26 protein-coding genes are annotated in these 25,549 nt (G+C 56.3%); 11 read left to right on the top strand and 15 right to left on the bottom strand.

The genetic code is table 11. From position 1 onward, the window contains the following. Positions 1 to 104: 104 nt before the first annotated feature. A complete protein-coding gene (locus tag AABZ39_12140) occupies positions 105 to 794 on the top strand; it encodes a hypothetical protein (GenBank protein ID MEK6795523.1) in 690 nt (229 codons plus the stop codon). On the opposite strand, the gene AABZ39_12135 is transcribed toward AABZ39_12140, so the two are convergent. Both AABZ39_12135 and mtaB read right to left on the bottom strand, forming a co-directional pair. Continuing rightward, a complete protein-coding gene (locus AABZ39_12135) occupies positions 795 to 1,511 on the bottom strand; it encodes an MBL fold metallo-hydrolase (GenBank protein ID MEK6795522.1) in 717 nt (238 codons plus the stop codon). It lies immediately after the preceding gene. A 68-nt stretch (positions 1,512 to 1,579) separates the two neighbouring features. After that, positions 1,580 to 2,833 carry a tRNA (N(6)-L-threonylcarbamoyladenosine(37)-C(2))-methylthiotransferase MtaB gene (mtaB, locus tag AABZ39_12130; GenBank protein MEK6795521.1) on the bottom strand — a complete coding sequence of 418 codons (1,254 nt, stop codon included), beginning with the start codon at positions 2,831 to 2,833 and terminating at the stop codon, positions 1,580 to 1,582. 103 nt (positions 2,834 to 2,936) lie between these two features. On the opposite strand from mtaB, the gene thrS reads away from it, so the two are divergent. From thrS to AABZ39_12100, 6 genes are all read left to right on the top strand, one after another. Next, the gene (gene thrS, locus AABZ39_12125) at positions 2,937 to 4,862 is read left to right on the top strand and encodes a threonine--tRNA ligase (GenBank protein MEK6795520.1); all 1,926 of its coding nucleotides are present in this window, start codon (positions 2,937 to 2,939) and stop codon (positions 4,860 to 4,862) included. Beyond that, positions 4,862 to 5,389, top strand: a complete 528-nt coding sequence (infC, locus tag AABZ39_12120; GenBank protein MEK6795519.1) for a translation initiation factor IF-3 — start codon at positions 4,862 to 4,864, stop codon at positions 5,387 to 5,389. The genes thrS and infC overlap by 1 nt, the downstream gene beginning before the upstream one ends. A 21-nt stretch (positions 5,390 to 5,410) precedes the next feature. Further along, positions 5,411 to 5,620 (top strand): 50S ribosomal protein L35, encoded by a 210-nt coding sequence (gene rpmI, locus AABZ39_12115; protein MEK6795518.1) that lies wholly within the window; start codon positions 5,411 to 5,413, stop codon positions 5,618 to 5,620. A 10-nt stretch (positions 5,621 to 5,630) separates the two neighbouring features. Next, complete coding sequence (gene rplT / locus AABZ39_12110; protein MEK6795517.1) at positions 5,631 to 5,987, top strand: 50S ribosomal protein L20; 357 nt, start codon at positions 5,631 to 5,633, stop codon at positions 5,985 to 5,987. Positions 5,988 to 5,993: 6 nt separating this feature from the next. After that, positions 5,994 to 7,136: a hypothetical protein gene (locus tag AABZ39_12105; GenBank protein ID MEK6795516.1), complete on the top strand. Its 1,143-nt coding sequence runs from the start codon at positions 5,994 to 5,996 to the stop codon at positions 7,134 to 7,136. Between the two features lie 117 nt (positions 7,137 to 7,253). Then, positions 7,254 to 7,448 (top strand): hypothetical protein, encoded by a 195-nt coding sequence (locus tag AABZ39_12100; protein ID MEK6795515.1) that lies wholly within the window; start codon positions 7,254 to 7,256, stop codon positions 7,446 to 7,448. Here AABZ39_12100 and AABZ39_12095 read toward each other — a convergent pair. The 3 genes from AABZ39_12095 to AABZ39_12085 are packed head-to-tail and all read right to left on the bottom strand — an operon-like array spanning position 7,445 to position 9,773. Continuing rightward, the gene (locus AABZ39_12095; GenBank protein MEK6795514.1) at positions 7,445 to 8,203 is read right to left on the bottom strand and encodes a hypothetical protein; all 759 of its coding nucleotides are present in this window, start codon (positions 8,201 to 8,203) and stop codon (positions 7,445 to 7,447) included. The two genes, AABZ39_12100 and AABZ39_12095, sit on opposite strands and share 4 nt — an antisense overlap. A 1-nt stretch (position 8,204) precedes the next feature. After that, positions 8,205 to 8,870 (bottom strand): RNA polymerase sigma factor, encoded by a 666-nt coding sequence (locus AABZ39_12090; GenBank protein MEK6795513.1) that lies wholly within the window; start codon positions 8,868 to 8,870, stop codon positions 8,205 to 8,207. Positions 8,871 to 8,891: 21 nt separating this feature from the next. Further along, positions 8,892 to 9,773, bottom strand: coding sequence for a DUF1732 domain-containing protein (locus tag AABZ39_12085; protein MEK6795512.1), 882 nt, complete (start codon positions 9,771 to 9,773; stop codon positions 8,892 to 8,894). Positions 9,774 to 9,960: 187 nt separating this feature from the next. Between AABZ39_12085 and gltX the strand changes: the two genes are divergently transcribed. After that, the gene (gltX, locus tag AABZ39_12080; protein MEK6795511.1) at positions 9,961 to 11,511 is read left to right on the top strand and encodes a glutamate--tRNA ligase; all 1,551 of its coding nucleotides are present in this window, start codon (positions 9,961 to 9,963) and stop codon (positions 11,509 to 11,511) included. Positions 11,512 to 11,790: 279 nt separating this feature from the next. On the opposite strand, the gene AABZ39_12075 is transcribed toward gltX, so the two are convergent. The 4 genes from AABZ39_12075 to AABZ39_12060 form a co-directional block, all read right to left on the bottom strand. Next, positions 11,791 to 11,955: a hypothetical protein gene (locus AABZ39_12075; GenBank protein ID MEK6795510.1), complete on the bottom strand. Its 165-nt coding sequence runs from the start codon at positions 11,953 to 11,955 to the stop codon at positions 11,791 to 11,793. Positions 11,956 to 11,982: 27 nt separating this feature from the next. Continuing rightward, the gene (gene csrA / locus AABZ39_12070) at positions 11,983 to 12,255 is read right to left on the bottom strand and encodes a carbon storage regulator CsrA (protein MEK6795509.1); all 273 of its coding nucleotides are present in this window, start codon (positions 12,253 to 12,255) and stop codon (positions 11,983 to 11,985) included. A 7-nt stretch (positions 12,256 to 12,262) separates the two neighbouring features. Then, the gene (fliW, locus tag AABZ39_12065; GenBank protein ID MEK6795508.1) at positions 12,263 to 12,706 is read right to left on the bottom strand and encodes a flagellar assembly protein FliW; all 444 of its coding nucleotides are present in this window, start codon (positions 12,704 to 12,706) and stop codon (positions 12,263 to 12,265) included. Positions 12,707 to 12,883: 177 nt separating this feature from the next. Then, positions 12,884 to 14,203 carry a glycosyltransferase family 39 protein gene (locus tag AABZ39_12060; protein MEK6795507.1) on the bottom strand — a complete coding sequence of 440 codons (1,320 nt, stop codon included), beginning with the start codon at positions 14,201 to 14,203 and terminating at the stop codon, positions 12,884 to 12,886. A 139-nt stretch (positions 14,204 to 14,342) separates the two neighbouring features. On the opposite strand from AABZ39_12060, the gene AABZ39_12055 reads away from it, so the two are divergent. Together AABZ39_12055 and AABZ39_12050 are read left to right on the top strand one after the other, a co-directional pair. Next, a complete protein-coding gene (locus AABZ39_12055; GenBank protein MEK6795506.1) occupies positions 14,343 to 15,764 on the top strand; it encodes an HD domain-containing protein in 1,422 nt (473 codons plus the stop codon). Positions 15,765 to 15,838: 74 nt separating this feature from the next. Continuing rightward, positions 15,839 to 16,540, top strand: a complete 702-nt coding sequence (locus AABZ39_12050; GenBank protein MEK6795505.1) for a carbonic anhydrase — start codon at positions 15,839 to 15,841, stop codon at positions 16,538 to 16,540. 6 nt (positions 16,541 to 16,546) lie between these two features. Here AABZ39_12050 and AABZ39_12045 read toward each other — a convergent pair whose 3' ends face one another. After that, positions 16,547 to 17,077 (bottom strand): cyclic nucleotide-binding domain-containing protein, encoded by a 531-nt coding sequence (locus tag AABZ39_12045; protein MEK6795504.1) that lies wholly within the window; start codon positions 17,075 to 17,077, stop codon positions 16,547 to 16,549. Positions 17,078 to 17,264: 187 nt separating this feature from the next. Here AABZ39_12045 and AABZ39_12040 point away from each other — a divergent pair, with 187 nt between their 5' ends. Next, the gene (locus tag AABZ39_12040; GenBank protein MEK6795503.1) at positions 17,265 to 18,023 is read left to right on the top strand and encodes an aldolase/citrate lyase family protein; all 759 of its coding nucleotides are present in this window, start codon (positions 17,265 to 17,267) and stop codon (positions 18,021 to 18,023) included. A 62-nt stretch (positions 18,024 to 18,085) separates the two neighbouring features. Here the strand turns inward: AABZ39_12040 and AABZ39_12035 are convergent, their stop codons facing one another. From AABZ39_12035 to AABZ39_12015, 5 genes are all read right to left on the bottom strand, one after another. Further along, on the bottom strand, positions 18,086 to 19,348 hold the full coding sequence (locus AABZ39_12035; protein MEK6795502.1) for a GDSL-type esterase/lipase family protein: 1,263 nt from the start codon (positions 19,346 to 19,348) through the stop codon (positions 18,086 to 18,088). A gap of 19 nt (positions 19,349 to 19,367) precedes the next feature. After that, complete coding sequence (locus AABZ39_12030; GenBank protein ID MEK6795501.1) at positions 19,368 to 21,461, bottom strand: beta-agarase; 2,094 nt, start codon at positions 21,459 to 21,461, stop codon at positions 19,368 to 19,370. A 100-nt stretch (positions 21,462 to 21,561) separates the two neighbouring features. Beyond that, a complete protein-coding gene (locus tag AABZ39_12025) occupies positions 21,562 to 24,486 on the bottom strand; it encodes an SNF2-related protein (GenBank protein MEK6795500.1) in 2,925 nt (974 codons plus the stop codon). 12 nt (positions 24,487 to 24,498) lie between these two features. After that, positions 24,499 to 25,383 (bottom strand): AraC family transcriptional regulator, encoded by an 885-nt coding sequence (locus AABZ39_12020; protein ID MEK6795499.1) that lies wholly within the window; start codon positions 25,381 to 25,383, stop codon positions 24,499 to 24,501. A gap of 12 nt (positions 25,384 to 25,395) precedes the next feature. Next, complete coding sequence (locus tag AABZ39_12015) at positions 25,396 to 25,545, bottom strand: hypothetical protein (protein ID MEK6795498.1); 150 nt, start codon at positions 25,543 to 25,545, stop codon at positions 25,396 to 25,398. Positions 25,546 to 25,549: the final 4 nt, after the last annotated feature.

Genomic DNA, 25,549 nt, shown 5'->3' with positions numbered 1-25,549 from the left:
GAATGCGGCATAACTACGTGTTTGTACCGCGCTTGATTTTATCATAGAAGGGGTGAGTTCACCATCACTTTGACAATTTTCCGCATCTCCTGTTATATACAGTCATGAAAAACATACTACTTCTCGTCCTTCCATTCTCACTCTGCGCGCAGACGTTCAACATCACGAACATAACCGTCCCCGCATACGAGCGCTATCTTCTCCGCGATCTGAACGGCGGACAGACTATGGCGCTCGAGATCAACTCGGTGAACGATAAACGCTTCGGACCGTCATGGTCGGTGAACGCGGTGACGACATTCCCGGAGATGAAAAACGAGGCGTCCATGATCATACGCCATGCCGATCTGCAGGTCGTAAGCGCCGCCGAAACGCGTACGTTCAAGGACGGCACGGTACGCGAAACGTTCGAACTCAAGTCACTCACCGCGACGAACGACGATAAGGGTTTTCTTGTGAGCAATCCACAGTCCATCGGGTATATCATGCGCACATTCCCGTTCACATCCGGTGAGCGGCAGATAACGCTCCGTTTCCTCGGGAGCCGCGGCGGCGGGATGAGCTTCTATGTCAAGAACAACGGATTGAAACGTATCGATCTTAAAACACTCGGGCGTATCGATGCGTATGAGCTTGAGCTCGGTGTCGATGCCTCGCTCCTATCCGCGTTCATCCCGAAGACGTTCTACTATTTCAGGAACGACGTGCAGAAAACATTCGTGCGTTTCAAGGGATCGTTCATGCCCGGCGCAAAAGAGAACGATCTTGAGCTTGTGGAATACACGAACCGATAGTTACTGCATTTCGCGTATGCGCACTTCGGTATACGTCTCGCTCTTCGCCGCTTCCTGAAATTTCCTGATATCCGTGTTCCCATAATGATACGGATACGTTATCTTCGGGCGTATCATGCGCATGGCATTGACCGCCTGCGGTATCGTCATCGTGTACGGCTGATTCATCGGAAGGAACGCTATCTCGATGTCCTTGAGGTCCTTCATCTCCGGGATATCCTCGGTATCGCCGCCGATGTAGATATGCGTACCGCCGATAGTGAGCACATAGCCATTATCGCGGCCCTTGGGGTGGAATATCGAACGTCCCGGCGTCGTATTGTATGCCGGCACCGCGCGTATGGTAATACCCTTCACCGCGAGCGACTGCCCGTTCGACAATGCCTGTCCGGTCTTAAGTTTCGCAACCGCGCCTGCATTGCCGATGACGGCGGTATCCTTCTTCATGATGAGGGCAAGCGCGTTCGCATCGCAATGGTCGCCATGCTCATGCGTCACGAGCACGATGTCGGCCTTCGGCTGCTTTTTATAATCGGTGTACTGCTGCGCGGGATCGACGTGTATGACGAGCGCCCCATGCTCGATGACGAGCGTCGCATGCTTGATGAAATGGACCTTGATGTTCCCGCCGGATGCCGGCAGCATATCGACGGTGATTTCGCCGGTATATACGGTAAAACTGAGAATGGCGAAAAGGGAGATGAAATATCGGATCATGGGAAACCTCCGCACTATCGGATGATTTATAATAGTATTACGTCGGGAAATTGCAAGGGATTGTATAATTACAACGGTTCGCACATCATCGTCTCACCATTAACGCGGACATAACGCACCGGCACGAGCGAGCGTTCCGGATGGTCCTCCGCTGTCAGTACCGTGCAGTGCATGTATTCGCTTGCAAGGCCTTCGAAATACCCCTGCCCCTTCGTCTCGACAGCGACCGCTGTCTCGCGTCCGATGAGCGACTCGCGGAAATTCCTCCTGAGCTCGATATCGAGCGCGGCAAGCGTACGCGCGCGTTCGCTCTTCTCCCGATCAGGGAGCTGCGGCATCTGCGCCGACGGCGTTCCCTCGCGGACGGAATAGCGGAACACATGGAGTTTCGCAAAACGCATTTCTTTACAGAAGTCGTATGTCGCCTTCGCATCTCCCCCGCTTTCGAACGGATGCCCCGCCATCACGTCGGTGGTGATGGAAAGATGCCCATCGATGCGATAGAGCTTTTCGATGACAGCACGATATTCCGCCGCGGTATACCGCCGCTTCATACGCATGAGCACGCTGTCGCAGGCACTTTGGAGCGGTATATGCAGATGCCGGCATATCGACGGATGCGCCATGAGCTTGATGAAGCCCTCGTCGATGGAAAGCGGTTCTATCGATGATATACGAAGCCTTGATGGCCCGAGTACGGGCAGCACGCGCTCGATGAGCGCAGTGAGCGTCACGTCTCCGTGCTTATAGGCGCCGATATTGATGCCGGTGAACACGATCTCGCCGAAGCCATCATCGACAAGACGCCTGACCATATCGAGAACAGCCTCGTGCGGTGTGGACCGCGGAACGCCGCGGGCATGCGCCACGATGCAGTAGTTGCAGAACGCGTCGCAGCCGTCCTGTATCTTGAGAAAAGCGCGGCTGTGGAATTGATAATCATCAGCGGTGATGCTCTCGTACGTATCATCGGCGGCATCGGGCAGCACGCCGTGCTTCGAAAAATGATCGATATATACGGGAATGGCATCCTTCTGCTCATTGGGGATGATAAGCGCATCGCCCATCGATTCGTCCCGGTGTATCGAGGCATAACATCCCGTGACAATGATGAGCCGATATGACCGCGCCAACCGCGCATTGTTCATGTACTGGCGGAGCTTCGCATCGCTTTTCTTCGTCACCGTGCAGCTGTTGACGATGAGCACGTCCGCATCATCGCCCTCTGCAACAGCATGCCCGAGCGCGACAAGACGCGAGATGAGCGCTTCGCTTTCGTACTGATTGAGCTTGCACCCGAATGTTTTTATCGCTACTGTCATCGATATTCCCAGCCAAGTATACAATAAACGGCCGCTTCGGCAATCGATGCGCGGCTTGCCTTTTCACCGCCCCGTGATACAATCCCCGCAAAGGTACACACCCATGAATATCACTATTGATGGAAAGCAGTATTCTATCGCCTCAGGCGAAAAACTCTTTGCCGCGCTCAAAGCGGCGGGAGAGAAGACGTCATCCGTACTCGCCGCGTTATACAACGGGACCGCGGTCGATCTCTCGTATGAGCCGACGGCCGACGGCGTTGTTTCCTGGATACGCATCGGCACCCCGGAAGGGCTTGACCTTCTCAGGCATTCGGTGTCGCATATCATGGCTTTGGCGGTAAAGCGTGTTCGCAAAGACGTGAAGGTGACCATCGGGCCATCCGTGAAGGACGGCTTTTACTACGACTTCGATACAACACCGGCGTTCACCGCCGAAGACCTTGTCGGCATAGAAGCGGCAATGAAAGCGATCGTGAAAGAAAGCCTGAAATTCGTCCGCAAAGAGATGTCAAGGAACGATGCCATCGACTATTTCACGAAACTCGGCGAACCATACAAGGTCGAGATAATCCGCGACATCGATGCCCCCACCGTGTCGCTCTATGAGCTCGGCGAGTTCACCGATCTCTGCCGCGGACCGCATATACCGCATGCAGGGCTCGTCAAGGCATATAAGCTCCAGTCGGTAGCCGGCGCCTATTGGCGCGGGAGCGAGAAGAACAAGATGCTTTCGCGCATCTACGGCACCGCCTTCCCCGCACGCGAGGATCTCGACGCATATCTGAAACGCATCGAAGCGGCGAAAGAGCGCGACCATCGCCGCATCGGTAAGGAAATGGACATCTTCTCGTTTCACGATGAAGGGCAGGGCTTCCCCTTCCTTCACAGCAAGGGGATGATAATATGGAACGAGCTTATCACCTACTGGCGCGAGGAGCATGCGAAAGCGGGCTATCAGGAAGTGAAGACACCCGTCATCCTCAACCGTGCGCTCTGGACAACGAGCGGCCACTGGGATAATTACCGCGAGAACATGTACACCACCGTCATCGACGAGGAAGAACATGCGATAAAACCGATGAACTGCCCCGGCGGGATGTTATTGTTCAAGCAGGGCATGCACTCCTACCGCGATCTGCCGCTGCGAGTGGGCGAGATAGGTCTCGTACACCGGCATGAGAAATCCGGCGTGCTTTCGGGGCTATTCCGTGTCCGGGCCTTTCACCAGGACGATGCGCACATCTTCATGCGCGAGGAACATATCACCTCCGAAATACTCGGCGTGCTTACGCTCATCGCCGCGATGTACGGCACCTTCGGGCTTACCTTTCACCTCGAGCTTTCCACCCGCCCGGCAAAATCCATCGGTTCCGATGAAGCATGGGCCATGTCCGAAAAGGCGCTCACCGAGGCGCTTAAGGCCTCCGGGCGCGAATATAAGGTGAACCCCGGCGACGGCGCCTTCTATGGGCCGAAGATAGACGTCCATATCGAGGATGCCATCGGCAGGACATGGCAATGCGGTACGATACAGCTCGACATGAACCTTCCCGAACGATTCGACCTGTCCTATATCGCCGAAGATGCGAAAAAACACCGCCCGGTGATGATACATCGCGTCATTTACGGCTCGATGGAACGATTCCTGGGCATACTTATCGAGCATTTTAACGGTAAATTCCCCTTATGGCTCGCCCCGGAACAGCTCGTGGTCATGACCGTAGGCAATACCGATGCGCAGAAAGCCTTCGGGGATGAGCTCTTCCGCGAGCTTTTCGCGCTTGGCATACGCGTCCGGCGCGATGAGAGCAATGATACGCTCGGGGCAAAAATACGCAATGCTCGCTTGCAAAGAATACCGTATATGGTTATAATAGGCGACCGTGAAGCGCAGACCGGAACGGTCACGCTTCGCAAACGCGCCGGCGATGAGATAAAGGATCTTACCCCCGAAGGGCTCATCGACGGCCTACGCAAGGAGATACGCGAACGAATGAAAGATTCAAACTTTGAAGGTGTGCGCTGATGGCGTTTGGCGGCGGTCGTGACATCAGTGAACGGATGAACGAGGAAATCACTGCGAAGGAAGTTCGGGTGATAGACGAGAATCGGGTGCAGGTGGGCGTGCTTGCCACCGCACAGGCGCTCTCCATGGCGCGTGAACGCGGCATGGACCTCATCGAGATATCGCCCGATGCAAGCCCCCCGGTATGCCGTATCATTGACCACGGTAAATACCGCTTTGAGCTGCAGAAGCGTCTCAAGGAGACGAGGAAAAAGCAGAAGGTCGTGCATCTGAAAGAGATAAAGATGCGCCCGAAGATCGATGTCCATGATTACTCGTTCAAGCTGAACCACATCAAGGAATTCCTCGCCGAGGGCGACAAGGTGAAGTTCACCATCATGTTCCGCGGGCGGGAGATGAGCCACACGCAGATAGGCTTTGAGGTCATGAAGCGTGCGCTTGAGGACCTGAAGGATTTCGCCGTCGTGGAAAAAGAGCCGAAGCTCGAGGGGCGCAATATCACCGCCGTCCTCGGTCATAAGAAATAGATACCGAAAAGGAATGGACCAATGGGCTACAAAATGAAGACCAACAGCGCTGCCAAGAAGCGCTTCAAGGTGACCGCAAGCGGCAAGGTGAAATACCGCCGCGCATTCGGACGACATAATCTTGGAAAGGTCAAAAAGCCGAGCACGAAGCGAAAATACAGGAAGCTCGCCATCATCCATAAGACGAACCATTATGAGATGATCCGCCTTCTCCCCTACATGAACAAATAAGGAGTCATCTATGCCACGGGCACGAAACGGCTCGGTCAGGAAGAACCGGGTAAAAAAAGTACTCTTCCGCGCGAAAGGACATCGCGGCAACCGTTCCACGCAGATACGCACGGCAAAACCGTCGGTCATGCACGGACTCGCCTATGCCTATCGCGATCGGCGCGATAAAAAGTCGATGTTCCGCCGTTTGTGGAACATACGCATCAATGCCGGCGCACGCGCGCACGGGCTTTCCTACAGCCAGCTCATCCACGGACTCAAGAAGGCGAACGTCATCCTTGACCGGAAGATGCTCTCCAATCTCGCCGCCGAGGACGATGCTGCGTTCAAGGAGATCGTCGCGCTCGCCCAGAAGAATCTCGCGTAGTTCAGCATGCACCGCGGTGCGATAGTCCTCGGGCTGTGTGCCGCATTCCTTACCGCAAGCGACCTTATCGATGTAAAATCGGCACGCATCCTTGAAGAGAACCGCCTCGTCATTTCCGCGGACCTTCACCACTACAGCTATGCAAAATCGGTCGATGTCATCTATGTCACCGGCTATTACGCCGGCGACTTCGTCATAACGAACACGAACGCCGTCGTCCACTCCCCGCATGTGACCTATGAGTACCTCTATCTGCCGTTCAAGCTGCAGTACGGGCTCGCCAATCTCTTCGAATTCGATGTCACGTTCCCCATCGTCGCGTACCGCGATTCGGCCCGCGCGAACATGCCGGGCGCAACGGGTCCCGAGGTCATACGCGGATTCTTTTTCTGCGATACGACGCTCGAGGCGAGGATGCGCTTCAACGATTACGACAACCGTGCGGTGTTCAATCTCGCCGTCTCCGTACAGCTCCCGACCGGCGCATCGCACCCGCGTGCGGACGCCGCGCTCCCCTCGCACGCCGTCATCGTCGCGACGAACGCAGCCGTCGGCTCCATCGACCCGAATACCATCGGCGAAAGCGATTATTCGCTCTCCCCGTTCTCACGCGGCGTCGGGGAATTCGCCATCTCCTGCTACTACACAAAGGAGTGGATCGATGACCTTCTCATGCACATCAACTTCAGTTACATCTATGAACTTGAACCCGGCGAGGTGTTCTGGCAGCCGGAGGATTTCGTCACCATGCCGCCTGCGGGGAGCACCGAGCCGCCGGTATTCAAATTCTTCGGCATCGAGAAGCTCCTCAAGAAGCTCTTCTGGACATGGTCGCGCACCGACCCCTGGATGTTCCGGCGCAATGACGCGATAAAAGCGGCCATCGCGTTCGAATACCAGCTCGATACGCCGCTCACCATCGGCGACGCCGCCATCGACATGTCCTATAAATTCTTCCTGGAAATATCGGGTACGCTCATGTGGGACCAGTCATCGTCGCGCCGCAATGAGCTCACGATAACACCCGGCGCATGGATAAAGCTCACCCGCTATGCGCGCCTCCTCGTCGGGTATACCTTCGTCATTCTTGACCGGGAGGACAGGTATTACAATCAGCGTTTCTCGGCGGGCATACGGGTCATACTCTGATCAAGCACTTGTGCATCGCTTGCGCATTATTTGTGCATCACTTGTGCAAGCGCTTGCGCATTCGATTGACAACGGCGTCCATTTCATTACTATACACATAAGGACATGGAGTTCACTATGAAGAAGAACGACGGCATACGGATGCTCGATAAGGGCCACGAGGATCATCTGTGCTATCTGCGCCATATGGGTCTCATTGCGCATGATACCGAAGAGTACAAGAAGCTCGTACGCGGTTCGAAATATCTCTGCGCCACCTGCGGGCGTACGGCGAAGGATAAAAAGAACCTCTGCCGGCCTGTAGCGCTTTAACGCCGCCCCATGCGGATAGTGCCGCTCTCGCACACGATGCGTTCCTCATTCCCCTCGCGCCGCACCGAGAACCGGTAGCCGCGCTCCGCGTATATCCTCTGCCGCGTCGTCGTGATAACGAGCGTATGCCGCGGGCTGTCGGGGAGTTCGTACACCGTGAGCGATCCGCGCATGAGCTCGATAGATGCCTCTGCCGCGGCGCCGCGAATGCGGGACTCGTGCATCACCATACGCGTATTCCTGCCTAAGAGTACCGCCGCACTCCCGATAATAACAGCCCCGGTACCGTTCTCATCGGTAAAGACGGTCTCATCATGCATGAGCGGCCGGCCCGCACGGGTGATGAGCGAAACGTTCCCGGCGGCGTCCTCAACGGCGATGCGCCGCTCCACGAAACCGATGCGGGCATCCGAGGTCGGTGCGAGTATGTCGGTACGCCCTTGTATGGGGAAAAGATAATAGCCGAGCGCAAGCACCACCGCCGCGGCGACCGCGAGCACCGCGAATGCGATGGCACTCATCTTTGCGTATCGGGCGGCTTTCCTCCGCCGATAGGCGCTTTTCACCGCGTCGAACGGGATGCGTTTTTTCCGGTAGCGATCGGTGCCGAGTATGGACGATATCGCGGAGAAGCTCTGTGCAAGCATCTCGTACTCGTTGCGATGCACGGGGTCAGCGAGATATGCATCGACCGTACGCCGCTCCTCATCGCTGAGGAGTCCCCAGTAGTAATAATAGAGCTTCGATTTTTCCATATTACCCACCGCCTGAGAGGATATCTTTGGTGATATTGCGTTTCCCGAGCTCGTCTTCGAGTATCGCGAGCGCGCGCGCCATGCGTGTCTTCACGTGCCGGGACGAACAGCCGACGATGTCGGCGATATCGTCGAATGTGAGCTGGCGGTTCTGCCGGAGGAGGAACACCTCGCGTATCTCGCGGGGCATGGCGGCGACGACGTCCTCGACCGCCTTCATCGCATCGCTTATCGCCATCGATTCCTCGATGTGCTCGTCCTGCCCCTGTATCGTCTCGATGATCTCCTTCTTCCTGCCGTCGGTCTTTGCGTTCATATTGAGCAGGAGCTTCTCGCGGTAACGGAACGATTTTATGTAATTGATGCCCACGTTCGTTGCGATGCGGTACACCCACGCCTTGAACGAGGTCTTCACCACAAAGCGGTGTATGTTCGTATACACGCGGATGATGACCTCGTGGAAGATATCATCGATCATTTCCTTGTCGAATATCATCTTGCCGATATAGTTGTGCAGCGGCACCTCGTAGCGGTCATAGAGCACCTCGAAAAGCGCATTCACCGAATCGGTGGCATCGATGAGCGGGTCCTTGATGCTCCCGCCCTTAAGTTCGGCCTTGATCCGTTCTATTATCTCTTCGTCGCTCAATGCGCTCGTATCTTCCATGCGGTATCTCGCGCGACGCCGTCACTCGACGTTGCGCAGCTGCTCCTTCATCTCTTCGATGGAATTTTTTATGACAAGTGTGGCGCGTATTATCCCGATGTCCTGCGCCTTGCTCGCTATTGTGTTCGTCTCGCGAAGGAGTTCCTGGGCGAGGAATTCGAGCTCTTTCGCCATTGGTCCGTCCCCGGCGAGCATTCCCGATATCTGCGCGAAATGGCTTTCAAGCCGTTTTATCTCCTCGTTGATGTTCACCTTCGACGCGATAAGCCCCGCCTCGAATATCATGCGCTCTTCGTCGTAGGACCGCCCGGCAAGGAGCGAGGCGAGGTTCTCCTTGAGCACGGCGAGCTGACGTTCCGTGTTCTCCGCGGCGCGCCCCCGAATGGTGCCGAGCGCATCGTTCATGACACCGACAATACGGAGTATATCGCGTCTGGTGTTCTCTCCCTCAACGGTACGCATACGATCGGCATCGACGAGCGTTTCGCGGACAAGCGCAAGCACCAGGGCGACCGTTCCCTCGTCAAGCGTTTCGGGTATGATGCTGAAAAGGAGATTGAACGGTATCATCGAGAGCGCCGCTGACAGATCGGCAACACCGGCACGTGCGAGCGAATTGCGCACACCGGCGAGTATCCCTTCGTCCACGGATACCGACACCGGCTGCTCCCCGGATGACACGGCGATAGTGCAGTATATCTTCCCGCGTTTCCTGTGCTCGGCGATGAGCGATCGTATGGCGCCCTCATGCGGAGAAAAAAGCGCCGGGAGCGCAACGGAATATTCCCCATGGCGGTTATTGAAGGACTTTATCTCACAGCGGAGCGTGAGCGGATACTCTTTCGCACCGGCACGGGCGATAATAGCCTTTTCCCTCGCCGCATAGGATGTCATGCTTTTCATCTGCGTTCACCTGATATGCTCATGCATCAATACTATCACGATTATCGGCAAACGCAAGGAAACCGTGCTATCGAAGGCCCGATCGATAGGCCGTCAATACCGCGTGATTGCGACATATCCATTTCCAATATATAACAGCTGCATGAACAATACCGAGCTTGCAGATATCCTCCTGCCGGATAGTACAATGACACCGGCACAGTATGAAACCAAATACCCGCCGCGAAAAGCAGGCATCATCACCCGCTTCGCACCGAGCCCGACGGGGTATCTCCATATCGGGGGGCTGCTCGCGGCGCTTGTCGAGGAACGCATCGCCCATCAGGACGGGGGTATATTTTATCTCCGCATCGAGGACACCGATAAAAAGCGAGAGGTGGAGAACGGCGTCAGCGCGATCATCGAGGCGTTCAGCGGATTCCCTATCGTGTTCGATGAAGGCCCTGTCGATGAGACGAACGAAAAAGGCGCCTATGGTCCGTACGTGCAAAGCAGACGAAAAGCGATATACCAGGCATATTGCAAGGAATTGCTTCGTCAGGGGAAAGCGTACACCTGTTTCCTTTCAGAGGCCGAGCTTGAGGGCATGAAAAAAGATCAGGAAAAGAGCGGCGTAAAGACCGGCTGCTATGGACGCTGGGCACGCCACCGCGATATAACCCCTGATGATGCGAAAGCGCGCATCGAGCGCGGGGAGCCGTACGTGTTCCGTCTCAGATCATCGGGAAGCGACATACGCCGCATCGAATTCACCGATGCCATTCGCGGGCGCATCGAAATGCCTGAGAACGATTTCGACATCGTACTGCTGAAGACCGATGGTCTGCCGACGTATCACTTTGCGCATGCGGTTGACGATCACCTCATGCGGACAACGCATGTCATCCGCGGCGAAGAATGGCTTTCTTCCGTACCCGTGCATCTCGAGCTTTTCGCCTCGCTCGGGTTCAACGCACCCGTCTACGCGCACATTTCCCCCATCATGAAAGAGGACGGCACATCGCGCAGGAAGCTCTCCAAACGGCATGACCCTGAGGCGGCAGTGCATTTCTATCACGAAGCAGGATACCCCGTGTCATCCGTGATCGAATACCTCATGAATTTCATCGATACCGGATACGAGGAATGGCGTGCGAAAAACCCGCTTCTCCCCGTGAACGATTTTCGCATCGACCTTTCCCGCATGAGCGTGAGCGGAGGCCTCTTCGATATGCAGAAGCTCGCATCGGTAAGCCAGGATGTGATCTCGCGCACGACGGCCGAAGATGTATACGAAAGTGCGCTCACTTGGGCGAAGCGCTATGATTCACCGCTCGCCGACATCCTCACACAGCGCCGCGAGCTCATGCTGTCGATATTCGCGAGCGGACGCGGCGGCCCCAAGGCGCGCAAAGACATCGCGAAGTGGTCCGATATACCCTCGCTTTACGATCATTTCATAACGGACGATCTGAACATGCCCTCGCCGATGCACGAGGTGCTTGTCTCCGCGGAATGCAGACGGCTCCTGTCATTCATCCATGAACGCGTTGCGAACACCGCGACGATAGACAGCGCTTTCGTGCAGGGGATCTTAAAGGATGCGCAGAAGGAGATCGGCGTCAAAGGGAAAGCGCTGTACCATCCGATACGCTACGCGCTCACCGCGCGAGAGAGCGGTCTCGATCTCGATGCCATATTCATGATCCTCGGCAAAGAACGCACGCTTTCGCGTCTGAAAAATGCACTCGAGGGATGATCCATTCGATAGCCAATAAACGAGAACGGGGCGGAACCGTTACCGGCACCGCCCCGCGAGATCCTTTTCGGATCTTCGCAACTAGCGTTTTTTCCGCTTCGTCGTCTTTTTTGCTTTTTTCTTTTTCTTGGTCGCCATTGGCGTCCCTCCTCAAATTATGTTAACCCCAGTATACACCCTTTTCGCTGATTTGTAAAGGGGCAAACGCTTTTTTTTACGTTTTTTTTCGGGAAGGACGGTCGGCATGCTGGTTGCGGCGCACGGATATTTTTTCTGCGATCAGCGCCCGGTATATTTTTTCACGAAGTCGACGAACTTGTTCACATCGACGGCTCCCATTTCGACAAGGATCTCTCCGAGCGTACCGCCGCGCTGACGCTGTATCAGCTTCGCGCGTTCAAGATGATCTCGCGTGATGATCCCATTGCTTACGAGCTCCTGCATACGTGTCTCCTTGTATCTGTTGATACATCAATCTATTTTTTTCCCAGTGCCGTCCGACGGATTTTTCTTTTCTCCCGTCTTCAGCAGCGTATTGAGCGCCGATATATCACCGATGTTCTTGACCGCTGCATCGCGGTTCGCACGCACGATATCGTCATACACTTCCTTGCGGAACACCTTCACCGACTTCGGGGCGAGGATGCCGACCTTTATCTGATCGCCCTTGATGTCGACGACCATCACTTCGATGGAATCACCGATGACGATGCTTTGATTCAGTTTTCGTGAGAGTACCAGCATGCCGCGCTCACGTAACCGGAGCCGTTTCGGCCATCGGATGCTTTGTAGAATGTTTTTCGTTGAGCGATATGCACTGCTTCGCCGTTCGCGTTGTCTTGTTGATGACGATAGGCCCCTGGAGGTTCACGGTCATCTCCTGCATGCGCTCGGGGACCGTGACGATGAGGAACACGAACATATCGTTGAGATCGGTTATGCCGAGCTCGGCAAGGTCGTTCGCATGTATGTCGAGGTTGTACCAGGAAAAAATGAGCCCGGGGGCGATGATGATGAAAGCGAGGTCCGCATCGTCGGCCGACTGCAGGATATGGAACATGCCGTCCTTATCCATGTCAAGGAGATAGAATTCGTGGTAGTTCTCGAACCCGAAAAGGCCGAGCGGGAACACGACACGGCGCGATTCGTCTGTCTCCACGACGCCGAGTATCCGGGAACGTATCGATATGACCATGACGGCTTGCTCTCCTTATGCACGAGCGAGGCACTCTGTACCTCGTACTGGAGCCATCGAAAAACCCGTTTTTCGATGGCATCCTTCAGGCACAAATCAAGGTACATACACGAATTTGAAATACAAATTCGTGTATGTCGAGGTGCCCTTTAGATTGTCGGCGTTTCCCGGGGGAGCTTAAGCCATTTTCCCGGGGCGCGTCACTCGCGAAAGGAGGGCAGCCAGGCAGATGAACAATATCGGGAGTATCGGAACGGCGAATCGCGTAGCCCCGAGGGGGCCGGTCGCGAATGCCACATAGAAGATAATGCCGACGGCGAATATCCTGAATTCAAGGCGTACCCGGGGGGAAAAGAGGAATACGCCCGCCCCCGCGATCTTCAGCACATTCCCGAGCATTACCACGATGATGGACACGATGAGCGCCGGCGGCTGCCGGGACAGATAGAGCGCCGCTGCGCGGAAACCGCCGCGCGAAAAATGATAGAGGAGCCCCGTATTGTCCGAGCTCATCCCGAAAAAATTATGGAAATCAAAGCGTCCCGGGTCAAGAAAGAACGTCATCATCCCGCGGGCATGGAACAAGGCATAACCGACGGCCTCAGAACGCAAGAGGGCACCGCATGTACGATGAATGAGCTTCGTCCTGTCGGCATAGCTCTTTTCCCGCGCTGCGGCCGTCTCTATATCCGCGATGGCCGTTTTCGCGTACGCATCGCCTTTTGTTTTTATCAGGAAGTAATAGGTGTTGTAATAGAAAAGACCGAGCGTTTGTATGCTCGAATACTGCGCATACCCGGTCCTCGAATAGTTCCATCCGGTAACGAGAATGACCGCAAGGACAGGGATGATCGCGGCCGTAAGCGGCCGAGCGGTGCGTATCCTGAGCGAAAGCCACGCCCAGTAGAGCAGGCTGGGGATGACAAAAAGATAGAATACCGGCTTGGTGAGCATGGCAGCCACGAGCAGGCATTGATAGCCGATGAGATACCGCATATGTCCGCGGGAAAGAAAAAGGAACACCATGAGTGTCATGCCGAGCACGATCGCCTGCAGCACCGTCTCGGTCATGATGAAATTCGCGTACATGAAATGCGACGGCGTCGCCGCGAGGCACGCGAACAGGATGAGCACGCCCCTGCGGCTCGGGATAATATCGAGCTCTCGCATGAACCGTATCGCGAGGAATGCCGTGCCGATGGCGATGAGCATCTGCAGAAGTATCACGGCGACCTCGGAATGATGGATACGGAACACGCCGGCGAGGATGAGCGGATAGAGTATCGGACGCTTCGTATACAGATCGGTATCGATGGGCTGCGCGCGGTCGCCGCTGTACAGCACCCCCGATGGAAGATTCTCGGCTGCATGGATATATTCGAACGAGTCGGGGCCGAGGAAGAAATGGCGGTGGGACACCTGATATCCGGTATACACCGCATGCATGGCGGCTATCACGGCAATGGCTATGATGATACGGATTCTATCCTGCGACATGACACGCGCTCCTCGGTTGCCGAACGATACATCATCCAAATCACTTTTGCAAGTCCCGCTGCGGGATGCGGATAATGGAGCGGATCGCTTTGCAAAACATCCGTTTTTGTTATACTATCTCAGCGTTCCCCATACCCCAATGCAAACGACATACGAAAAGATAGACATCGCCGTCCCCGCGGCCCTCACCGGAATCGCCCGTGTGTTCGATTCGCACGGCAAGAAGTGCTATCTCGTCGGCGGCGCCGTACGCGACACCTTCCTCGGACGCCCCGTGAGTGAATATGATGTGGCTACCGATGCCCGCCCCGACGAGGTGATGCGCATGTTCCCGCGCACTGCGCCCACCGGCATCGACCACGGCACCGTCCTCGTCATCGAAGGGGGCATGGAGGTTGAAGTGACCACGTTCCGCGCGGACGGGAAATACACCGACGGCCGACATCCCGACGATATACGCTTCGCATCGTCCATCGAAGAGGATGTGTCCCGCCGTGATTTCACCGTGAACGCGCTCGCCTTCGATCTCATCACCCGCGATTTCATCGATCTCTTCGGCGGGATACAGGACCTCCGCCGTCATGTGATACGCACGGTCGGCGACCCGCACGAGCGTTTCGGAGAGGACGGGCTTCGCATCATGCGGGCGATACGCTTCGCATCCGTGCTGCATTTCGTCATCGAAGAAGAGACCTTCGCCGCCATCGGCGGAGCGCTTGCGGTATTCTCGAAAGTGGCCGCCGAACGCATACGCGAGGAATTGAACCGAATACTCGAAAGCGATGACCCGTTCTCCGGCATCGAGCTCATGCGCAAGAGCGGCATATTGAAACTGGTCCTGCCCGAACTCGAAGAGGGCTACGGCGTACGCCAGAACCGTTTCCATGCCTATGACGTGTACTATCACAATCTCAATTCCTGCAAGGCCGTGCCGACCGGCAAGCCGGAAGAGACGCGGCTCATCAGACTTGCGGCGCTCCTCCACGACATCGCAAAGCCGCGGACACAGAAGAAGATCGATAAACAGGAAGAGCTCGTCTACTATAATCACGAAATAGTCGGCGCAGCGATGGCGCGGCGCATCATGAAGCGTCTTAAATATTCCCGCGCGGAAACGGAATTCGTGGAGCATCTGATACGCAATCATATGTTCTATTATCAGGACGAGTGGACGGACGCCGCGGTCAGGCGTTTCATGAACAAGGTCGGTCTCGAGCACATACGCTCGCTCCTTACGCTCCGCGAAGCGGACCGCATCGGCAACGGGAAACGCAAGCGCGGTGAAAGCGGCGCGATACCGAAGCTCCTCCGCCGCATCGACATCATCATCGAAGAGGCGAATGCGATCACCGTGAAGGACCTCGTCATCAACGGCACCGATATCATGACGCTCTTCGCGCTCCCCCCGGGACCGATCGTCGGGAAGATACTCGATCACTGCCTCGAGCTCATTCTCGATGAGCCAAAGCTCAATGAACGCGAGGCGCTTCTCGCTGAAGTGAGGAAGTATCTCGATTCGCTCTCGCCGGAAGAGCGCGAGCGAATGATGCGCCGGCGCTGAGGGAACGCAATTGACAGCGCACTCCCTCGGCATATAATCTGAAACAAGGAAACGATATCCGTACGGGAGCGCCCATGCGATCTATCCAATTATTCCTGCTGTTCTGTGCTTCAGCGATACTTTTCCCGTCGACGACGGGGAAAGGCATATCCGCTCACGATGCACGCGAACGTCTTACCGCAGGCAATAAACGATTCACTACCGGCACCATGCAGCATGGCCATATGACGAGCGCACGCCGCATGGCGACGGCAAAGGACGGCCAAAGACCGTTCGCCACCGTGCTCACCTGTTCGGACTCGCGTGTTCCGCCGGAAGTACTTTTTGACACCGGTCTCGGCGATGTGTTCGTGGTGCGCGTAGCGGGCAACGTATGTGCCGCGAACGAAGCAGGATCGATAGAATACGGTGCTGGACATGTAGGCACACGCCTTGTCGTTGTGCTCGGACATACGAAATGCGGGGCGGTCACCGCGGTGGTCAAGGGAGAACATGTCAGCCCGGTCATCGCGAAACTCGTAAAGCCGATAACACCGGCAGCGTATCGTGCGCATATCATGAACGGACCATGCTGCGTTGAAAAAGAGATCCGCACCGCCATTGCGCTGAATATCTTCAATGCTATAACAGACCTCTTTCGACAGAGCGCCGAACTCCGGTCGCTTGTACGCGAGGGAAAGGCCGAGGTCGTCGGCGCGCTCTATGACATCGAGAGCGGGAAGGTGCACTGGCTGGGGAAGCACACGGAAGAGCGGTCGCTTATCCGCACGCGCTGACGGCGACTATTTCGTATCGAGATAATCCTTGAGAAGATCGTCGATATCGCCCTGCGCCATGTCGTCCTTTCGTTCGAACGCAAGCTCGAGGTTCGCCTCGCGCAATTTTGCGAGCAGACTGTAGATTATCATGAAGAGCACTTTTATCCCCGCCGCAGGATGTTCGCGTATGAACCGCATGAAATCGGCACGATTGATGCGGAGCACCGTCATGCCCGTATCAGTGGCGGCCACGTTCGCCGTACGCTTCAGATTGATGAAGAGCGCCGCTTCACCGAACACATCGCCTGCGCCGAGCGTGCAGATATACACATCGCGTCCGTTCTCATCGACGGTCACGCGTACGCTCCCGGAGACGATGAGGTAGAGGCAGTCGCTCGTTTCCCGCTCCGTGATAATGCGCTCATCCTTCTCGTACACGAGCTCCGCGCATGCACCGAGCATAACGGTTATCTCAGGCTCGGTAAGGTAGCGGAACATACGCGATGATTTGACGATAGGGAGCATCGCCTTCTGATCGACGGGGATGTTCTTCATTCCGTATCTCCTGCACACGGTTTTTTCCGGGCAGCGTAAGTATATCACGGAATGAATTATTTTGTCAAAATATGATCTCCTTCATTCCGATTTCTCCATCCTTTTTCCATTTCGTCTATAGACATCCGTGTACGAGTCGGTTATACTTTCTTCTATAAGTGAGAACCCCCATCGACGGAGAAACGATATGACGAGCATTCGCAAGGCCCTTCTTGAACGAAAAGTGACTCTCGGAAGCTGGATACAGATAGGCCATGCGGTGTCCGGCGAAGTGCTCGCCCGCGCCGGTTTCGACTGGCTCGCGGTGGATATGGAACACACCGACATCGGTTACGAAGCATTCACGTCGATAGCGCGGGGCATCAAGCCGCTTCCGGTGCTGGCGCGCGTGGAACAGAACGAAACGCTCGCGATACGCCGTGTGCTCGATGCAGGCGCTTCGGGCGTCATCGTACCGCTCGTGAACACGAAAGAAGAAGCGGAGCGCGCTGTCGCTTCGGCGAAGTACCCGCCCAAGGGCATACGCGGTTTCGCGTACATCCGCCCCAACAATTACGGCGTCGATTTCGATGCATATGTGAAAACGGCGAACGATGATATTGCCGTTGTCGTCATGATAGAATCGAAACAGGGCGTGGAGAACATCGATGAGATACTGTCGGTGGATGGTGTGGATGGCGTGTTCATTGGACCCTACGACATGAGCGGCTCGTACGGCGTACCGGGAGAAACGGCACACCCGTCGGTAGTGAAGGCCTGTGCCGATGTTGTCGCCGCATGCACACGCGCGAAGAAGTCCGCGGGGCTCCATGTCGTCGTGCCGGAAGAAGCGAACGTGAAACGCGCGTTCTCGCAGGGGTTCACCTTCATCGCGCTCGGCGTGGACACGTATTTTATTGCGAGCGCTGCTGCACTGGCGCTTGCGCGTGCGCGATCGAGCCGGTAGCTCTTTTTCGCGCCAATTCGTTACGCGGTCACGATGCGTATCTGGTGAAAGAACGGCACTTGTTACGGCAGCGCGGCTCCCACAACAAGGATCTGCCCCGCATAACTGGAAACGCCATCCGGTAATTCCTTGATACGCACTACCGCAGTATGTTCACCGGGCGACTGCTCCGGCAGATAGAAGATGCGGGCATATCGCTTTATCTTTTCCGTCTGCGTCCGCTTGATGATTAGCGGTGCTGCGTCATCGATGATCACTTCCACTTCCATGCCGGTCCCCTGGGGAATATCGCTGAAGCCGATGGTCGTTCCTTTCCATCGCATCGTAACGGTCTCGCCGACCGCGCTGCATTTCATCGCACCGCGCAGCATCGCATGCGTTCGCCCGAAGTCTTCTCGGTATATCGGGTCTTTATTCGTATCGACGAGCGACCATCCTGCGCTTAAGGATGCGTTCTGTATCGGGACGAGACCCGCGGTTTCCCAGCATTTCGCATCGAGCGGAGCGATGAGCAGATGTTCCCCGGTATTTCCTTCGGCTTTCATGGCGAGCATCGAACGAGCGATGACATCGCGGTATACATCATGCCCTTCGTTCCCGGGATGCGTGCCGTCCGCAGAGAACACGATTTTGCCCTCCACGGGGGCGGAGGCTTTGAATATGAGTTCCCCTGCCTTTTCGCGTTTGGCTATCTCGACGCCCAGATCGATCGAGGGGATGCCATACGCGTTCGCCATCGTCTCCATGATCGCGCCGAACCGCGGTGTTTTCCCCGATTGCATGTCATTGAGCATGGGGAGGTTTATCGTATATATCAGACAAATATCCGTGCGCGGATCTTTCTTCCACACCTGACGGACTATGCCTTCGACCGATCTCGATTCATATCCGCCGCCGCCGTTCACTCGGTGTTCCATGAAAACGAGATCGGGGGCCTTGGAAAGCACATCCCCGGCGATACGGCATGCGCCGTAGTCCGAGCCGGTGCCGGATATGGCAGCATTGATCTCCACGAATTCCGTTGCGGGATATTGTGACTTGAACCACGCAACACTCTTCGGACGCCAGCCGTTCGCCGCGGTGATACTGCCGCCGAGATAGGCGATACGAACCGTACCTCCCGCTTGCATCTTCGCGAAGAAATTCGGGAGGCCATCACGGATGCGAAGCTCCTCGGGGACTTTCGGGTCGTATGTGCCCGTTGCGCCGCCCGTTATCTTCCCCTGCGTACGGCCCATGACCCCTCCCGTCGTCTCATCGGCATGCATGATCGCCACGAAGAACAGCAGTGTTGTGCAGAGCGATCGTACGCCGAATATTCTCATATCGATCCTGTGCTCTGTCTTATTTTCCCGCGCGCATGCGGTACATGTTCGCGCCAAGTTTTCTCGAGGCGGCTATTATCTCCGCGTACGGCGTATCGACATTGTCGAGGAAACCGATCTGATAGTTCTCGCCGTCGAGCGAGCGGCCGGTCACCGGTGAATCCATGTATTGGAACCAGTGGCAGCCGACGATGTTCGAATCGTTGAGGCAGTCGGTCACGTACTGCGTATACGTGGCCGCACGCTCCTTCTGGTCCTTCACCGCAATGAGCCCGGTGTGGAACATGCCGCGGTCGAGCGCACCGAAATGGAATTCGCCGATGATGTAGGGTTTATCACCGGCCTGTTTCATCATGTCCATCTTCGCCTTGGGCGTCTTCGCGTAGATATTGTAGCTCACCACATCGCAGTACCGTGCGGACACCTGTATCGATACCTCATTGCCCCAGGCGAAACGGCAGCCGAGATACAGCTGGTTCGGTGCAGCTTCCTTGAGCACATCACGTATCGTACGGAAATACATCGATGCGACCGTATCGTAGAAATTCGTCAGATCGGCGTACGCCTTATCCTGTGCGGGCACATTCGTCGATGCGATCATCGCCTCCCACGAGCCATGGGTCATACCCCACGCTTCATTGAGCGCGGCGATATCGCCGTATTTCTTCTTAAGCTCATCGATGAACACGATCTTCGCCGGCTGTTTTGCGGGGGACTTGAGCGCGCCGACGGCAAGCGAAACGGCATCGCCCCAGCTCAGCTCATTATCAACGAAGTAGCCGATGCACCATGGATCGTGTATCGTGTTCGTAAACCAAACCTCCGCCGTTCTCTTCTTCAGATTTTCCTTGAAGTCTGGATGGAACACGTCTTTGAATTTCCCCCAGTACCCGACCGAACCTGCAATGTCCGGCGCGTAGGTATTGACCGTCGCCGTGTAGGGCACCTTCCGCTTGAGATAGAATTCCGGGCGTGACCAATTGGCGATGGTGTTGATGCCCCAGCTCGGGAGCCGGTGAAGGGAAACATCCGCGAATTTCGTTTTCCAGTCATCGCCGTATTTGCGCATGGCATTGTATGCCTTGAAATTGAACGTACGGGTATCCTTACCGCCGTAATAGTAGGTCATCATATGCGATTTATATTTCCCGTAGAAATCGCGGGACGCATCGTCGTCCGCCGGCAGGGCTTCGAACCAATGCTCCCGGTTCAAGAGCGATGTCGTATCGCCGAAATGGAGACAGTCGATGCCCTGCGAGAAGAAAAGCTTTCCCTCCGGATCGACGAGATACCACTTGCCGTTATACTTCTCGGTGCGGAAGAAACCCGTTGCCTTAAGCGTCGGCCCGTCCTTCCATCCGCCGTACCGGTCCCACGATGCGGGCCGCGGGTTCGCAAGAAGCTCTTTCGCTTCCTCGTCGCGGCGCTGTATCATTTCATCGAGCGAATGCGTCTTGCCCGGCCAATCCTTATGTTTATACTGCCCGAACTCATCGATCATGGGGAAGGGTTTATCGGGCAAACGCCCAGCCGCATCCGGCGTACCCGTCAGTACGATATTACCCACTTCGAATCGGTGCGGTTTCTTGTCCTGGTCCACATAGATGATTATCTGCGTAATATTATCAAGGTACATCGAATCCCCGCCGAGCGGTGTGCCGCGCATGCCGAAAAAATCCTTCATCGTCACTTTGGAGGACTTTGCCATCGGTTTGAGCGTTATGCGGAACGTGTTCTCGCGTTCACCCTCGATATAGATCCGATACGTGCTCATCTGCACAAGCTTGGGGTCGGTATTCCCCTTCGGGGCATTGTCTATGCGGCATACGACGGTCACCGGTTCGATGTCAATGTTCTTCACGGCGCACGTGAATTCGCCGTACGCCGAGATATCCCAGCCCTCGGGGTTCTTCATATAGACCGACGGCCAGTTGTATTCGGTACCGGTGACCATGCGCATCGCCGGTCCGTTCTCGTTCTTCACAAGCGACGTCTCAACATCCTTCCATGTCGCCCGCGAAAGCTCGTCCGCTCTCCCGAAATCAAACAGCGTCATATCCGCCGACAGCGTTGCCGCCATAATGATGCTCCCGAAGATCGCTTTTGTTCTCATATCATTACTCCCCCTTCAGTATAGGCAATTCCCGCTGTCCGTGCAATGGATAGAACGCACCCGTTGATGGACAATATTGACCGAGGGGCGGGCACCCCCCTCAGTCATTCCCAAGGAGCATGGCGATATCATCTTCCGTCAATGTACTTTTCGAGAACGACTCCTCGTCGATGAGCGAGTCGGCGAGCGCCGCCTTCTTCGCCTGCAAGGCAAGGATGCGTTCCTCTATGGTGCCACGCGCGATGAGCCGGTAGATGTTCACCGTCTTCGTCTGCCCGATGCGGTGCGCACGGTCCGCCGCCTGCCGTTCCACCGCCGGGTTCCACCAGAGATCGTAGAGAATGACCGTATCGGCCGCGGTGAGCGTAAGCCCCGTTCCGCCGGCACGCAGGCTGATGAGAAAGAACGGCGGACCGTCATCACGCTGAAAAGCAGCCACTACATCCCCGCGGTCCTTCGTGCTTCCGTCCAGACGCAGATGCGCGTAGCCGCGTTCGTCCAGTGCTTTCGACAGGATATCAAGCATCGATGTATACTGACTGAACACGAGCGCGCGCCGACCGCTCCTCGATAATTCATCGGCAAGCTCGAGGAACAGATCGGTCTTAGCGCTCTCTGCACAGGGCACGCCGTCAGCACTTACTGCATCAAGCGGTGCAACAAGTGATGCGACAAGCGATGCAACAAGTGCTGGATGGCATACCACCTGTTTCAATTTCGTGAGGGCAGCGAATATCGACAGATACGACCGTGTCTTCCCGCGTTCGGCGAACACCTTTTTCACATCGGATACCGCCTGCTCGCGCACGGCGAGGTAGAGCTTTTTCTGCTCCTCGTACAGGTCACAGACAAGCGTTGTTTCGATACGCGGCGGAAGTTCCGGCGCCACCTCGGTCTTGGTACGCCTCAAAACGAACGTCTTTAACTGTGCACGGAGCATATCGAGACCGGCATCCCCCGCGGCGAGCGATCCGTAGCGCTTTTCGAACGATGCGCGCTCACCGAATATCCCCGGCATGAGAAAATCCCCGATGGACCAGAGCTCGAGTATCCGGTTCTCGATGGGCGTACCGGTGAGCGCGAGCCTGACATCGGCGGTAAGCTCCCGAACGAGCCTTGCGCGCTGGCTCTCGTGATTCTTTATCTGCTGTGCCTCGTCGAGCACCACGGCGGCGTACGTTCGTTCGCGGTGCATCGCGATGTCGTTCACCATTGAAGCATAGCTCGTGATATACAGGTCGGCATCCGATGCAAAGGATGACGCACGGCTTTCCGGGCTTCCCGAAAGCGCGGCAATGCGCAGGCCTGATACGAATCGTTTCGCCTCGTTCTCCCAGTTGAATACCAGCGATGATGGACAGACAACGAGCAGCGGACGCTTGTTTTTCCTGTGCAGATGCGCAAGGAACGCGAGCGCCATGAGCGTTTTGCCCAGGCCCATATCGTCGGCGAGAATGCAGTTGAGCCCGAGCGATGACCGATGCGCAAGGAACGCCACGCCCTCGCTCTGATAATGTCTGAGTATATCCTCAAGTCCGTTCCCGGCAGCGACGGGCGGCGGCGCTTCTGAGAACGATGCAAGCACGTGCAGCGCTCCCTTCCCGAGGGCGATGTTCTCCGGGTGCGATGCAAGCGCCATGATGAGCGGTATATGCGAGCGTTCAATGCGCGCCGCATCACCATCTATGACCACACCGAGCCCATCAATGAGCGATGTCATACGGCGGTTCCCGTCGGACGCAATGCCCGCAAGCGTGCCGTCGGACAGCCGTATCGAGGTGCGCCCAACGCGTATCGCCTTCATGACCGCACGCACATCCTCGGGAGATATACCGTCGATGGCAAAACGCACGGAGAACCAGTCGCCAGCGTCATCCACGGATGCCGTGAGCGTCAGCTCGCGTATCGAAGAGAAACGCGTGAACGATCGCGAAACACATGTTTCAAATCCGCGCAGTGTAAGCAATGGATATATCTCACGGACGAATCTGAGCGCCGATCTGTCATCCGTAAGCGAGAACGATATGCCGAACGGCGTATTCGTCTCCTCCATGCCGTCGGCGCCGAAGAGCGTCGCACCGCCGAAGAGCGAGCGGAACATATCTATCGCCTTCGCCTCGACCCTCTCGTCGCGATGTGAGGATGGCAGCTCCCTGCACGTAACGTTCTCAGGGAGTATATATCGCTCGCCGACGCCGGGAACGGCACAAGCCTCACCCCCGTAGCGGAACGACAGATGTCCGCGGACATGACCGTCCTCATCGAGATAGATGACCGGCACGGCGCTGGGCACATCGCCGCCGAAGTCCTCCGGCAGCGCTATCGAAGCAATGCGCGCGAGAACGGGATGTATCTTCCTCATGAACGAAGGGAACGAATCGCGCGTAACGATCATCGGCTTCGCACGCGGGTCCTTCGACGATACGCCGAACAGTTGTGCAAGCGAACGCACATCGCACGACGGCGTGTACACGGTGCGCCCGGCGAAGAGATGCCGCCCGTACCAGAAAAGCTCGGCATGCGGGTATGTCTTCCCGTCCGCGCTGAACACCGGCGTTATCGAGAACGTATCGGCATGAGCGCTCACGGCGAACGAAATATCCCCGCCGGCTGCGAAGGTGAGCACCGGACTCTGCTTCACCGCATCGACGAACGGATAATCGGCGATGAAATTCATGAAATCATGCGCCGTCTCGCCCTCAAAAAAGAGCCTGTCATCGATGCTGCCGCGGAAGACCGGCGTGAACCCGAAGAGATCATCTTTGCCGCCGCATTCGGCATACTGCGCAATACGCCCGATGAGCTCCCGCGACCCATCGCTTATCCGTTCACGGCCGCCCCCGTATCGGGCGTAGAAAGCATCCTGCAAAGCGGCGTCCTTCCCCGTGAATGCACGCATCGTATCGCGAATGCCGGAAATATAATCCGCCCTCCCGTCGTTGTGGAGCACCTCGAGCTTTACGGTATAGGTGAGTCCGCTCGCCGACGCGAGGGAAAGAGAACTGATATCAACACCGATGTTCACGATGACCGAACATCACGCGGGGCGTGCGATGCGCTTGACGGCATGCGCACGCTGGAACTGCCGGGGACTTACGCCGACATTCCTTCTGAATATGCGCTCGAAATGGCTCAGGTCGTTGAAACCGGAATCGAAGCAGACCTCGGTAACGGAGAGCGAGGCCGAGGTAAGGAGCTTCTTCGCATGCTCAAGGCGGAGGTCCGTGAGGTGCTGCACGAAGGTCTTGCCTGTAGCCCGTTTGAAGAGCACGCAGAAATATTCCTTCGTCATGTCGGTATGCTCGCTCACGATGGATTCGAGCGTCAGATGCTGGCGGAAGTTGCCCGTTACGAACGAGATGACATCGACGATGGCATGCGACTTCCGCGTATCGGCGTTCCGCGAGCGGACAGTCACATCCGCATCGTAGGCGCGCACTATCGTCACAAGAAGGTCCGTGAGCTTTGCGCGCAGCGCGACGCGGAAACCGTTCGGGCGTTTCTCGTACTCATCGATCATCTCCGCAAGGAGCGAGCGCACCTTCACCTCGGCGGTGCCGGAGAAGCGCATTTTCTCGAACCCAAAGGACGAGAACGGACGGAGGAATATATCAGCGATGACGGAATCGAGCGATGCATCGGCGTCGGAAAGGAATGCGGGGGTGAACACGCACACGGTGATATCGAAATGCTCGCCCTCGACGACGGAAAAGCTGTGCTCATGTTCGGGACTCAGGATGACCATATCGCCGGGCGTAAGCGCGTACGAATTGTCATCGAGGCGATGCACCGCGCTCCCGGCGTTCACATAGAAGAATTCGAGGAATTCATGCCGATGGGGCGGATATCCCTTTTCCTGATACCGCTTTATCATGAACGGCATTTCGCGGGAAAGGAATTGCGCCGCCGTCAATACTTTCATTGCACGCCCGTATCAGCGATTGGTGAAATTTATCGTATTCGTCCAACCCGTCATCTCGAACGGGGAATTGAACTCGCCGCGGTCCGGCGCACATCCGACGGCAACGAACAGCGCTGACGCCAGAACAAGGCATATGACCAGTATCGTTTTCATCACTTTCATGGCT

This window comes from Spirochaetota bacterium (assembly GCA_038043445.1).
In the GTDB taxonomy this organism is placed as follows: domain Bacteria; phylum Spirochaetota; class Brachyspiria; order Brachyspirales; family JACRPF01; genus JBBTBY01.
Note: the sequence above shows the minus strand (reverse complement) of the source record. Positions and strands in the feature narration are given on the sequence as shown.

Coding starts and splice junctions, on each gene's coding strand:
- AABZ39_12140 (MEK6795523.1), top strand. CDS start 105: ATGAAAAACATACTACTTCTCGTCCTTCCATTCTCACTCTGCGCGCAG.
- AABZ39_12135 (MEK6795522.1), bottom strand. CDS start 1,511: ATGATCCGATATTTCATCTCCCTTTTCGCCATTCTCAGTTTTACCGTA.
- mtaB (MEK6795521.1), bottom strand. CDS start 2,833: ATGACAGTAGCGATAAAAACATTCGGGTGCAAGCTCAATCAGTACGAA.
- thrS (MEK6795520.1), top strand. CDS start 2,937: ATGAATATCACTATTGATGGAAAGCAGTATTCTATCGCCTCAGGCGAA.
- infC (MEK6795519.1), top strand. CDS start 4,862: ATGGCGTTTGGCGGCGGTCGTGACATCAGTGAACGGATGAACGAGGAA.
- rpmI (MEK6795518.1), top strand. CDS start 5,411: ATGGGCTACAAAATGAAGACCAACAGCGCTGCCAAGAAGCGCTTCAAG.
- rplT (MEK6795517.1), top strand. CDS start 5,631: ATGCCACGGGCACGAAACGGCTCGGTCAGGAAGAACCGGGTAAAAAAA.
- AABZ39_12105 (MEK6795516.1), top strand. CDS start 5,994: ATGCACCGCGGTGCGATAGTCCTCGGGCTGTGTGCCGCATTCCTTACC.
- AABZ39_12100 (MEK6795515.1), top strand. CDS start 7,254: ATGAAGAAGAACGACGGCATACGGATGCTCGATAAGGGCCACGAGGAT.
- AABZ39_12095 (MEK6795514.1), bottom strand. CDS start 8,203: ATGGAAAAATCGAAGCTCTATTATTACTACTGGGGACTCCTCAGCGAT.
- AABZ39_12090 (MEK6795513.1), bottom strand. CDS start 8,870: ATGGAAGATACGAGCGCATTGAGCGACGAAGAGATAATAGAACGGATC.
- AABZ39_12085 (MEK6795512.1), bottom strand. CDS start 9,773: ATGAAAAGCATGACATCCTATGCGGCGAGGGAAAAGGCTATTATCGCC.
- gltX (MEK6795511.1), top strand. CDS start 9,961: ATGACACCGGCACAGTATGAAACCAAATACCCGCCGCGAAAAGCAGGC.
- AABZ39_12075 (MEK6795510.1), bottom strand. CDS start 11,955: ATGCAGGAGCTCGTAAGCAATGGGATCATCACGCGAGATCATCTTGAA.
- csrA (MEK6795509.1), bottom strand. CDS start 12,255: ATGCTGGTACTCTCACGAAAACTGAATCAAAGCATCGTCATCGGTGAT.
- fliW (MEK6795508.1), bottom strand. CDS start 12,706: ATGGTCATATCGATACGTTCCCGGATACTCGGCGTCGTGGAGACAGAC.
- AABZ39_12060 (MEK6795507.1), bottom strand. CDS start 14,203: ATGTCGCAGGATAGAATCCGTATCATCATAGCCATTGCCGTGATAGCC.
- AABZ39_12055 (MEK6795506.1), top strand. CDS start 14,343: ATGCAAACGACATACGAAAAGATAGACATCGCCGTCCCCGCGGCCCTC.
- AABZ39_12050 (MEK6795505.1), top strand. CDS start 15,839: ATGCGATCTATCCAATTATTCCTGCTGTTCTGTGCTTCAGCGATACTT.
- AABZ39_12045 (MEK6795504.1), bottom strand. CDS start 17,077: ATGAAGAACATCCCCGTCGATCAGAAGGCGATGCTCCCTATCGTCAAA.
- AABZ39_12040 (MEK6795503.1), top strand. CDS start 17,265: ATGACGAGCATTCGCAAGGCCCTTCTTGAACGAAAAGTGACTCTCGGA.
- AABZ39_12035 (MEK6795502.1), bottom strand. CDS start 19,348: ATGAGAATATTCGGCGTACGATCGCTCTGCACAACACTGCTGTTCTTC.
- AABZ39_12030 (MEK6795501.1), bottom strand. CDS start 21,461: ATGAGAACAAAAGCGATCTTCGGGAGCATCATTATGGCGGCAACGCTG.
- AABZ39_12020 (MEK6795499.1), bottom strand. CDS start 25,383: ATGAAAGTATTGACGGCGGCGCAATTCCTTTCCCGCGAAATGCCGTTC.
- AABZ39_12015 (MEK6795498.1), bottom strand. CDS start 25,545: ATGAAAGTGATGAAAACGATACTGGTCATATGCCTTGTTCTGGCGTCA.